The sequence below is a fragment of the Pseudomonas sp. GW460-LB5 genome (assembly GCF_059423245.1).
In genome coordinates this window covers 17,208-28,415 of the sequence record NZ_JBWKXT010000071.1, presented here as the reverse complement: position 1 = coordinate 28,415, position 11,208 = coordinate 17,208, and the positions used below count along the sequence as shown (strand labels likewise).

Below are 11,208 nucleotides of genomic sequence, written 5' to 3'. Positions count from 1 at the left end.
CTTCGACCACCTGATTCGTACTTCGGCACCGGCATAAGCCTACGCTGGCCCTATCGCCGGCAAGGCCGCTCCCACAGCGACGGCACAAGGCACCTGAAATTCAGCTTTGCTGCAAGTGCCCATAAAGCTTGGCGTACAACCCACCCTCGGCAATCAGCTGCTGGTGGTCGCCATCTTCGGCCACATGCCCGCCATCGAACACCAGCACCCGGTCGGCCTGCTTCACCGCCGACAGCCGGTGGGCGATGATCAGCGTGGTGCGGCCGCTGAGGAAGCGCGCCAGGGCCTGGTGCAGGTTGTACTCGGTGGCGGCGTCCAGCGCCGAGGTGGCTTCGTCGAGAATGACCACCTTGGGCTCGGCCAGCACCATGCGGGCAATGGCCAGGCGCTGGCGCTGCCCGCCAGACAAGCGCACGCCGGAACGCCCCACCACACTGTCCAGGCCCTGTGGCAAGGCGGCGATGGTGGCATCCAGCTGGGCGATGCGCAGCGCCTGCCAGCACGCCTCGTCGCTGCAGTCGCGGCCCATGGCCAGGTTGGCGCGTACGGTGTCGTTGAACAGCGACGGGTGCTGCAACACCACCGCGACGTTTTCGCGCAGGGTTTCCAGGCCGATTTCCTGCAGGCTGGCACCGCCAAAGCGGATGGTCCCGGCCTGGGCGCTGTAAAGGCCCAGCAGCAGTTGCACCAGGGTGCTCTTGCCGCCACCACTGGCGCCGACAATCGCCACCTTTTCCCCCGGGGCGATGGACAGGTCGAGGTTTTCCAGCACCGGCTCGTCAGCATAGGCAAAGCGCAAGTCGCGCACTTCGATGCCCACCGTCTCGCGGCCGGCGAACGGGTCGCTGGCGGCCGGGTACTGCGGCTCGTCATCGCGTGCCAGCAGCTCGTTGAGGCGGCTCAGCGCACCTCCCGCGGCGTAGTAGGCATATTGCAGGTTGAGCAATTGCTCCACCGGCCCGATCATGAACCACAGGTAGCTGAACACCGCCAGCATCTGGCCGATGGAAAGGTCGGAGAACAGTACGGTCAGCATGGCCGCGGCGCGGAAGATGTCGATGCCGAACTGGAACAACAAGCCACTGGCTCGGCCACTGGCATCGCTCTTCCACTGGGAATCTACGGCGTAATCACGCACCTCGCGGGCGCGCAGGCCCAAGCGACCAAGGAAGTAGCCCTGGCGGTTGCTTGCACGGATTTCCTGGATGGCATCAAGGGTTTCCGTCAGCGCCTGGGTAAAACGCGCGGTGCTGTCGTTCTCAAGCTTTTTAAGGTGTTTGACGCGCTTGCCCAACTGCACGGTGAAGTAGATCACCAGCGGGTTGAACAGCAAGATCAGCAAGGCCAGCTGCCAGTGCATCCAGATCAGGATCGCCGCTGTGCCGGTCAAGGTCAGCATGGCCACCAGGAAACGGCTGAGTGTTTCGCCAACGAACTTGTCGAGGGTGTCCAGGTCGGTGACCAGATGGGTAGTGACCGTGCCACTGCCCAGGCTTTCGTATTCCTTCAGCGAAATGCGCTTGAGGCGCTCGATCAGGCGGATGCGCAGGCGGTAGACGATATCCTTGGCCAAACCGGCAAACAACTTGGCCTGGAGCACGTTGAATGCCAGGGCAGCCAGGCGCAGGCACAAGGTGAGCGCCAGCATCAGCCCGATATAACCGGCTGCCACCTGCCAGCTGGATGGCAGCAGGTGGTTCATCCACTTCAGGGCGGCATCGCCATGGCCCAGCAGCACTTCGTCCACCAGCAGGGGCAACAGCAACGGGATGGGCACACTGCAGCAAGCCGCCAGCACGGCGATGAGGTTGGCAGACCAGAGGTTTTTCTTGTGATGCAGGGCCAGGCGGCGGATTTCCGCCCAGCTCAGTCGATCGCCCGCAGCATGAGGCTTGCCCGGCACCGGGTCGGGTGACCCCGGCACATCAAGCACAGGCGGCCTGCTGCAGCCAGCGGCCGAGCAAGGGTTGCAGGCGCTCCAGCGGCTGGTAGCCGTTGGTCAGCAGCGCCAGCTGGCCATTGCGTTCGGCCAGCAGGGTCGGGAAGCCGGCGATACCCAGGTCCTGGGCCCAGCTGAAATCGGCTGCGGTGGCGGCTCGGGTATCGGCGCGGGCGAAGGTGTCGGCAAACACGGCGCGGTCGAAGCCGCACTGCGAGGCCAGCTCGACCAGCTGTGGCGCAGTGGTCACGTCCACGCCCTGCTCGTAGAACGAACGCTGGATCAGCGCCAGCAGCGGCCAGACGCGCTCGGCGTCAAGCTCGCGGGCGGTGACCAGGGCGCGACAGGCCGGCTCGGTGTCATAGACGAAGCCGTCAGGCATGGCCCCCTCGAAACGAAAAGGCTGGCCGGTGGCGTCAGCCACCGCCTGCCAGTGTTCGAGGATGTACTTGCGGGTGGAGCCGTCCAGCGCGCTGCCGCCGGTGCGCAACCCGCCCGGCACCACGCGGGTGGCAACGCCCGCCTCACGCGCCTGGGCGATCAGGGCGGCGGCTACCGGCGCGAACCCCCAGCACCAGGAGCACATCGGGTCCATCACATAGATCAGGCGGGCAGACATGCATCAAGCCTCGGCTTTGTAGTTGTAACCGATCGGGTGCGGCAGGTTGCGGGCCTTGGCCAGCTCGATCTGCTTCTGCCGGTCGATGGCGCTGCGCCGGGTCTTCTCGCTCAGGGTGTCCCAGCAATGCGGGCAGCTGACACCTGGCGAATAGTGCTCGGACGCGCGCTCTTGTGCATTGATCGGGTGGCGGCAGGCGTGGCACTGGTCGTACTCGCCTTCGGTCAGGTCATGGCGCACCGTGACGCGGTTGTCGAAGACGAAGCAGTCGCCGTCCCACAGGCTTTCTTCCTGAGGCACTTCTTCGAAGTATTTCAGGATGCCGCCCTTAAGATGATAGACCGCCTCGAAGCCTTCACCGAGCATGTAGCTGGAGGCTTTTTCGCAACGAATGCCGCCGGTGCAGAACATGGCCACTTTCTTGTGCTTGCTGGGGTCGAAGTTGGCCTTGATGTACTCCGGGAACTCGCGGAAGGTTTCGGTCTTGGGGTCCACCGCGCCCTTGAAGGTGCCAATGGCCACTTCGTAGTCATTGCGGGTGTCGATCAGCAGCACTTCCGGGTCGCTGATCAGCGCGTTCCAGTCCTTGGGTTCGACATAGGTGCCGACCGCCTGGTTCGGGTCCACGCCTGGTACGCCGAGGGTGACGATTTCTTTCTTGAGCTTGACCTTGGTGCGGTAGAACGGCTGCTCGTCGCAGTACGATTCTTTATGGTCGACATCGGCCAGGCGCGGGTCGTTGCGCAACCAGGCCAGCAGCCCGTCGATGCCTTCGCGGGTGGCCGACACAGTGCCGTTGATGCCTTCGTGGGCCAGCAGCAGGGTGCCTTTGACGTCGTTGTCGAGCATGGCCTTGAGCAGCGGTTCGCGCAGCTCTACGTAGTCTTGCAGGGTGACGAACTTGTACAGCGCCGCGACGACGATGGGTTGTGACATGAAACAGGTTCTCCAGGTGGGTGCCCTCGTAAGGGGCGGACCGGGTTTGACAGGTATTGAAAAAAGCATGGGGGCGCTTTGCGCCCCTTTCGCGGCACAAGGCCGCTCCCACAGGGACCGCGTAACCCGATGGCGAGTGCGGTTCCTGTGGGAGCGGCCTTGTGCCGCGAAAGGGCCGCAAAGCGGCCCCCGGATTTTGCAGGATTCTACCAGAACAACAGAAAGGTTTCAGTGCCCGCCGCCGGCACACACCGGCGAGGCCGGCGCTGCGCCGACTTTGGCCCACTCTTCTGCGGTGTAGGTATGGATGGCCAGGGCATGGATCTGCTGCATCAGCTCACCCATGGTGGCGTACACCTTCTGGTGGCGCTTGACGCTGTTCAACCCGGCAAACTGCTCGCTGACGATCACTGCCTTGTAGTGGGTCTCCTGACCACGACTGTGCATGTGGCTTTCGTCGAGCACTTGCAGGTGCTGCGGCGCCAAGGCACCCAGCTGTTGTTCAATGCGCTGTTGCATGGTCATCGCGGCGTGCTCACTTCTTGGCAGGAACGGCGGCCTTGCCTGCGTTAGGGTCCAGTTCCTTGGTCATGTCTTCCAGCAGCTTGTTCACCACCGGCACTGCTGGCTCCAGGCTCTGCTGGGTCAACTGGGCCGACTGCTGGGTAACCTTGGGCATTTCACGCAGTACTTTCTTGCCCAGCGGCGATTCGTAGAACTTGACCAGGTCTTTCAGCTCTTGTTCGGTGAAGGTCTGGGTGTACAGGTCGACCATCTTCGGCTTCAGCTTGTTCCAGCCGATGGCGTTGTCCAGCGCGGCGTTGGCCTTGGCCTGGTAGCTTTCCAGCACCGGCTGCTTGGCGGCCGGGGCCTTGGTCTGGGCAAAGCGCTGGGCGAACATCTGCTGGACCTGCACGTACACCGGGGTGCCCAGCTTGTCGGCGTTGGCCAGGGTCAGGAATTTCTCGGCAGCAGCGTTATGGCTGGCGGTGGCAGCGAGCACCTGGCCGCTGGCGCAAGCCAGGGCAACGGCGGCACAAAGGACACGGAGACGGGTCATTGCATTTCCTTCAAGGAGAGGGAGGCGGGTACCTCAGAGTAGAGCATTCTGCGCCGTGGTGGCGATGTGCTCAAGTGGCACGACGAGCGACGGAACCGCTCGGTCGAATCAAGGCCTAAACTGCGATTTCGAACTACACAGGAGTGAGTACAGAATGAGCCGTATCGAGACAGACAGCCTGGGCCCGGTCGAAGTTCCTGAAGGCGCCTACTGGGGTGCGCAAACCCAGCGCTCGCTGATCAACTTCGCCATTGGCAAGGAGCGCATGCCCATCGCGGTGCTGCACGCCCTGGCGCTGATCAAGAAGGCCGCGGCACGCGTCAACGACCGCAACGGCGACCTGCCGGCCGACATCGCGCGGCTGATCGAACAAGCCGCCGACGAAGTGCTGGGTGGCCAGCACGACGACCAGTTCCCGTTGGTCGTCTGGCAGACCGGCAGCGGCACGCAAAGCAACATGAACGTCAACGAAGTGATCGCCGGGCGCGCCAACGAACTGGCCGGCAAAGGCCGCGGCGGCAAAGCGCCAGTACACCCCAACGATCATGTCAATCGCTCGCAAAGTTCCAACGATTGCTTCCCGACTGCCATGCACATTGCTGCTGCGCAGGCGGTGCACGCGCACCTGTTGCCCGCCATCGCCGAACTGTCGTCGGGGCTGGCCGAGCTGTCGGGGCGCCACCAAAAGCTGGTAAAGACTGGCCGCACCCACATGATGGACGCCACACCGATTACCTTCGGCCAGGAGGTGTCTGCCTTCGTCGCCCAGCTCGACTATGCCCAGCGCGCCATCCGCGCCACCCTGCCGGCAGTGTGCGAACTGGCCCAGGGCGGCACCGCCGTAGGTACCGGGCTGAATGCCCCGCACGGTTTTGCCGAAGCCATCGCCGCCGAGCTGGCGGCGCTGTCCGGGCTACCCTTTGTCACGGCGCCGAACAAGTTCGCCGCCCTCGCCGGCCACGAACCACTCACCAGCCTGGCGGGCGCCCTGAAAACCCTGGCCGTGGCGCTGATGAAAATCGCCAACGACCTGCGTTTGCTGGGCTCCGGCCCGCGCGCCGGTTTGGCCGAAGTGCGCCTGCCAGCCAACGAACCGGGCAGCTCGATCATGCCAGGCAAGGTCAACCCGACGCAGTGCGAGGCGCTGTCGATGCTGGCCTGCCAGGTGTTGGGCAACGACGCGGCCATCGGTTTTGCCGCCAGCCAGGGGCATTTGCAGCTGAACGTGTTCAAACCGGTGATCATCCACAACCTGTTGCAGTCGATCGAACTGCTGGCCGATGGCTGCCGCAACTTCCAGCTGCACTGCGTGGCGGGCATCGAGCCCGATGCCGAGCAGATGGCCGCGCACCTGGAGCGTGGCTTGATGCTGGTAACGGCATTGAACCCGCATATTGGCTACGACAAGGCGGCGGAAATTGCCAAGAAGGCTTATAGCGAGGGCAAGACCCTGCGCGAGGCTGCACTGGAGCTGAAGTACCTGACCAATGAGCAGTTCGACCAATGGGTACGGCCGGAGAACATGCTGGCACCGGGTGGCAAGGGCTGAGTCATCTATAGCCTGTGCTGGCCCCTTCGCGGGTAAACCCGCTCCCACAGGGGTAGCACAACATTCAGCCCCGTGGTGAACCTGTGGGAGCGGGCTTGCCCCGCGAAAGGGACCGCGCGGTGCAAGGCACCGGCTTCGCCGGTGTTCGCGGGGCAAGCCCGCTCCCACAAAACGCTCAGTGAAACTGGGCCAATCGCGCCTTGCGGGCACGCCAACTGGCCACCAGCGATGGCCCCAGCGCCACCAGCGCCGAGCCGCACACCACGGTCACCGCCCCTACATAGCCCAGGGCATTGATGTCTTCGGCCTGCACGTACTCCGGCCACACCCCTGCCGCCACCGCCACCGCAACGAACGTCACCAGCGGGGTCAGCGCCAGGGTGGCACTGACCCGCGACGCCTCCCAGTGCGCCAGCGCCTCGGCGAACGCGCCGTAGGCCACCAGCGTATTCAGGCAACAGGCCAGCAACAGCCAGCCCTGCACCGGGGTCAGCTGCAACGCCTCCAGTGGGTGTACCCAAGGCGTGAGCAGCGCAGCGCAACTGAGGTAAATCACCATCATCACCTGCTGTGAATGCCACACGGTCAACAGTTGCTTTTGGCTGAGGGCATAGAACACCCAGATGCTGGTGGCCAGCAGAATGGTCAGCACGCCGGTGGTGTAGGTACCCAGTGAGGTCAGCAGCTCTTCGAGGCGCTGGTTGAAGAACAGCCCAAAACCCGCCAGCAGAATCAGCAGGCCCACCCCCTGCCCCAGGCTGAAGCGCTCACGGAACACAAACACGCTGGCCACCAGCAACAGCACCGGGCCGACCTGCACCACCAGTTGCGCGGTACCGGGGCTGAGCAGGTTGAGGCCGATCAGGTACAGCACGTAGTTGCCCATCAGGCCAAGCACAGCCACCACTACCAGGCCTTTGCCCCTGGGGGCCAGGCGCGTGAACGAGGGCAAGCGCTGTTGGGCTGCCAGCCAGGCAAACAGCAGGCCACCTGAAACCAGCAGGCGGTACCAGGTGACGGTGATCGGGTCGACCACCTGCAGTACCTGCTTGAGCTTGATCGGCAAGATGCCCCAGAGCAGCGCGGTCAGAAGTGCCAGGAACAGGCCATAGCTCCAGCGGCCGGAAGTGGTGTGCATAGTGTCCTCGGTCAAGCCCGTGGTGGGGGTGATTGAATTCTACGGGCTTGGAGGGCAGTGACGGGGGTGGGTGCCGAGAAAAGAATTCATCAGGTCATTCTTTTGGGGCATGGCTGGGGCTTGCGAGCTTTTGCGCCCGTGACATCAAGCGCCGCCCGCGCGGCGCTCGATGTCACGGGCGCAAAAAAATCCCAAGACCAGCACCCGGCCTATTTCTTGTGCTTGGCAAACGCTGCCTCCAGCGCCTCATTGATAGTGCGCAGCACCTTCACTCGCGCCCAGCGCTTGTCGTTGGCCTCCACCAGCGTCCAGGGCGCAATTTCGCTGCTGGTCCGGTCGACCATATCGCCCACCGCCTGGGTGTAGTCGTCCCACTTGTCGCGGTTGCGCCAATCGTCCTCGGTGATCTTGTAGCGCTTGAACGGGATTTGCTCACGCTCCTGAAAGCGCTCCAGCTGGGTCTGCTGGTCGATCGCCAGCCAGAACTTCACCACCACCACGCCGGCATTCACCAACTGTTCTTCAAAGTCGTTGATCTCACTGTAAGCGCGCATCCAGTCCGCCGGGCTGCAAAAGCCTTCGACCCGTTCCACCAGCACCCGGCCATACCAGGAGCGATCGAAGATGGTGAACTTGCCGCGTGCCGGAATATGCCGCCAGAACCGCCACAGGTAGGGCTGCGCGCGCTCTTCCTCGGTGGGCGCGGCAATCGGCACGATGCGATACTGGCGCGGGTCCAGCGCCGCCGCCACGCGGCGGATGGCACTGCCCTTGCCGGCAGCATCGTTGCCTTCGAACACCGCCACCAGGGCGTGCCGGCGCATGCGCTTGTCGCGCAGCAGGCCGGCCAGGCGGGCCTGTTCGGTGACCAACTGCTCCTGATAGTCAGCCTTGTCCAGGCGCAACGTCATGTCCAGGGCGCCGAGCAGGCTGCGCTGGTCGATACTGCGGCCCAGCGGTGCCACGTTGCCCTGGTGCTTGCCCTTGGGGTTGTTGGCCAGCGCGGCTTGCAGGCTGTCCAGCAAGATACGCCCCACCGCCAGGCTGCGGTAGTTCGGGTCTACGCCTTCAACGATATGCCACGGCGCATAGTCGCGGCTGGTGCGGCGCAGTACGCGCTCGCCAAAGCGCACGAAGCGGTCGTAGGTTTGCGACTGCTGCCAGTCCAGCGGGCTGATCTTCCAGCTGTGCAGCGGGTCGTCCTTGAGCGACTTCAACCGGGCCTTCATCTGCTTCTTGGACAGGTGGAACCAGAACTTGATGATCAGTGCACCTTCATCGCACAGCATCTGCTCCAGGCGCTCGGCGCCCATGATGGCCTGATCAAGCACGGCATCCTTGAACACCCCGTGCACCCGCCCCTGCAGCATCTGGCTGTACCAGTTGCCAAAGAACACGCCCATCCGCCCCTTGGGCGGCAAAGCCCGCCAGTAGCGCCAGGCGGGCGGGCGGGCCAGCTCTTCGTCGGTCTGCTGGTCGAAGGTGAGCACGTCGATCATGCGCGGGTCCATCCACTCGTTGAGCAGTTTTACCGTCTCACCCTTGCCGGCGCCTTCGATGCCGTTGATCAGCACGATCACCGGGAAGCGCGCCTGCTGCTTGAGTTCGTACTGGGCTTCGAGCAGGGCCTCGCGCAAAGCGGGTACCTCGGCGTCGTAAGCCTCCTTGTCGATGCTGTGGCCGATTTCGGCGGATTCGAACATGCACTGGCTCCTTCAATGGATAAGCAAGACTAGCGGATTTCATTTCTGCCTGTACTGACCTCTTCGCGAGTGAACGCGCTCCCACAGGTAGCGGGTATGGCATAAAATCCCGCCATCCGCTGCAACCGAGCCAACCATGTCCACCCTCCTCCAGCACGCACAAATCGACTGGGACGACCAGGGCCGCCCCCACTCGCGGCAATATGACGACGTCTATTTCGCGGTCAACGAAGGCATCGAAGAAACCAAGCATGTGTTCCTGGGCCAGACCCGCCTGGCCGAGCGCTTTGCCAACCTGGCGCCGCATGCCTGCAAGGTGATCGGCGAAACCGGTTTTGGCACCGGCATGAATTTTTTCTGCGCCTGGCAGCTGTTTGACCAGCACGCGCACCGCGACGCCCGCCTGCACTTCGTCAGTGTCGAGAAATACCCTCTCGGGCACGAAGACATGGCCCGGGCAGTGCGCCTTTGGCCGGAGCTTGCCGCCTACACAGAGCCATTGCTGGCGCAATATGTGGCAGTGCACCCGGGCTTTCAGCAGTTCACCTTCGCCGATGGCCGGGTCACCCTGACCTTGCTGATCGGCGACGTACTTGAGCAACTGCCGCAACTCGATGCGCAGGTCGATGTGTGGTTCCTCGATGGCTTCGCCCCTGCCAAAAACCCCGACATGTGGACCCCGGAACTGTTCGGGCAACTGGCGCGGTTGTCGCACCCGGGCACTGTGCTGGGCACCTTCACCACCACCGGCTGGGTCCGCCGCAGCCTGGTCGACGCCGGTTTCGCCATGAAGAAGGTGCCGGGCATCGGCAAGAAGTGGGAAGTGATGAGCGGCGCCTACGTCGGCCCCCAGCCCAGCCCAGGGGCACCTTGGTACGCGCGTCCCGCCGTTACACAGGGACCGCGCGAGGCGCTGGTGATCGGTGCCGGGCTCGCCGGCAGCACAACGGCCGCCAGCCTGGCCCGACGCGGCTGGCAGGTGACCGTGGTGGAGCGCCACGATGCCCCGGCACAGGAAGCTTCAGGCAACCCGCAAGGGGTGCTGTACCTCAAGCTGTCTGCCCATGGCACTGCGCTGTCGCAGGTGATCCTGTCCGGTTTCGGCTACACCCGGCGCCAGCTTGAACGCCTGCAGCGTGGCCGCGACTGGGATGCTTGCGGGGTGCTGCAACTGGCCTTCGACAGCAAGGAAGCTGAGCGCCAGGGCAAGCTGGCCGCCGCCTTCGACCACAACCTGCTGCACGCACTGCCGCGCACGGAGGCCGAAGCCGTCGCCGGGGTGGCGTTACCGGCCGGGGGGTTGTTCTACCCCGAAGGCGGCTGGGTGCACCCACCTGCGTTGTGCCAGGAGCAACTGCAGCACCCAGGGATTCGGCTGGTCACCCATCAGGAAGTGCTCGAGCTGCGCAAGGTCGACCAGCAGTGGCAGGCTTGGGCGGGTGACCGCCTGATCGCCAGCGCGCCCGTGGTGATTCTGGCGAGTGCCGCCGAGGTAAAGCGCTTCGAGCCTTGCGCGCAGCTGCCGCTCAAGCGCATCCGGGGGCAGATCACCCGCTTGCCGGCCACCGCCAGCAGCCGGGCACTGCGCACCGTGGTGTGCGCGGAGGGCTACGTGGCGCCGCCACGCGAGGATGAACATACCCTGGGCGCGAGCTTTGACTTCCACAGCGAAGACTTGGCGCCGACGGTGGCCGAGCACCAGGGCAACCTGGCGTTGCTGAACGAGATTTCCCTCGACCTGGCGCAGCGCCTGGGCACAGCCGGGTTGGCCCCTGAGCAGTTGCAGGGGCGCGCGGCGTTCCGTTGCACTAGCCCCGATTACCTGCCGATCGTGGGGCCGGTAGCTGATGTACAGGCGTTTGCCGAGGCCTATGCAGTGCTGGGCCGGGATGCGCGGCAGGTACCGGATGTAGCCTGCCCTTGGCTGGATGGGTTGTATGTTAATAGCGGGCATGGGTCGCGCGGGTTGATCACGGCGCCACTGAGTGGCGAGCTGGTGGCGGCCTGGGTATGTGGGGAGCCGCTGCCGTTGCCCCGGGCAGTGGCAGAGGCGTGTCATCCGAACCGGTTTGCCTTGCGTAAGCTGATTCGGGGGAAATGATTGCATCGGGGGGCTTTGGCTATGGATTTGCTGCGCCTTTGAGATCGAGCGCCGCGCGGGCGGCGCTCGATTTGCGCAACACCACAACTCCCAAGACAAGCACCCTCGCCCAACCCCATATAACAAATCGTTCTAAAACTCTCAAAAAGCACACCGGTCAGTT

At 64.1% G+C, this 11,208-nt stretch carries 9 protein-coding genes; 2 read left to right on the top strand and 7 right to left on the bottom strand.

Annotated elements, in window-relative coordinates:
- Positions 1-100: 100 nt before the first annotated feature.
- From AC07XM_RS27670 to AC07XM_RS27650, 5 genes are all read right to left on the bottom strand, one after another.
- Positions 101-1,933, bottom strand: a complete 1,833-nt coding sequence (locus AC07XM_RS27670; RefSeq protein ID WP_016485348.1) for an ABC transporter ATP-binding protein — start codon at positions 1,931-1,933, stop codon at positions 101-103.
- Positions 1,926-2,558: a DsbA family protein gene (locus tag AC07XM_RS27665; RefSeq protein ID WP_016485347.1), complete on the bottom strand. Its 633-nt coding sequence runs from the start codon at positions 2,556-2,558 to the stop codon at positions 1,926-1,928. Before AC07XM_RS27665 ends, AC07XM_RS27670 begins: the two co-directional genes overlap by 8 nt.
- A 3-nt stretch (positions 2,559-2,561) precedes the next feature.
- On the bottom strand, positions 2,562-3,494 hold the full coding sequence (gene trhO, locus AC07XM_RS27660; protein ID WP_016485346.1) for an oxygen-dependent tRNA uridine(34) hydroxylase TrhO: 933 nt from the start codon (positions 3,492-3,494) through the stop codon (positions 2,562-2,564).
- Positions 3,495-3,722: 228 nt separating this feature from the next.
- Positions 3,723-4,019 (bottom strand): BolA family protein, encoded by a 297-nt coding sequence (locus AC07XM_RS27655; RefSeq protein ID WP_023047764.1) that lies wholly within the window; start codon positions 4,017-4,019, stop codon positions 3,723-3,725.
- A 10-nt stretch (positions 4,020-4,029) separates the two neighbouring features.
- A complete protein-coding gene (locus AC07XM_RS27650; protein WP_102689509.1) occupies positions 4,030-4,554 on the bottom strand; it encodes a DUF2059 domain-containing protein in 525 nt (174 codons plus the stop codon).
- A gap of 154 nt (positions 4,555-4,708) precedes the next feature.
- Here AC07XM_RS27650 and AC07XM_RS27645 point away from each other — a divergent pair, with 154 nt between their 5' ends.
- The gene (locus tag AC07XM_RS27645) at positions 4,709-6,103 is read left to right on the top strand and encodes a class II fumarate hydratase (RefSeq protein ID WP_016485343.1); all 1,395 of its coding nucleotides are present in this window, start codon (positions 4,709-4,711) and stop codon (positions 6,101-6,103) included.
- 175 nt (positions 6,104-6,278) lie between these two features.
- Here AC07XM_RS27645 and AC07XM_RS27640 read toward each other — a convergent pair whose 3' ends face one another.
- Complete coding sequence (locus AC07XM_RS27640) at positions 6,279-7,241, bottom strand: DMT family transporter (RefSeq protein WP_016485342.1); 963 nt, start codon at positions 7,239-7,241, stop codon at positions 6,279-6,281.
- 209 nt (positions 7,242-7,450) lie between these two features.
- Entirely contained in the window at positions 7,451-8,944 is a 1,494-nt protein-coding gene (pap, locus tag AC07XM_RS27635) for a polyphosphate:AMP phosphotransferase (protein WP_016485341.1), read from the bottom strand.
- 136 nt (positions 8,945-9,080) lie between these two features.
- Here pap and mnmC point away from each other — a divergent pair, with 136 nt between their 5' ends.
- Positions 9,081-11,045, top strand: a complete 1,965-nt coding sequence (gene mnmC / locus AC07XM_RS27630; RefSeq protein ID WP_102690104.1) for a bifunctional tRNA (5-methylaminomethyl-2-thiouridine)(34)-methyltransferase MnmC2/FAD-dependent 5-carboxymethylaminomethyl-2-thiouridine(34) oxidoreductase MnmC1 — start codon at positions 9,081-9,083, stop codon at positions 11,043-11,045.
- The last annotated feature ends 163 nt before the right edge of the window (positions 11,046-11,208 follow it).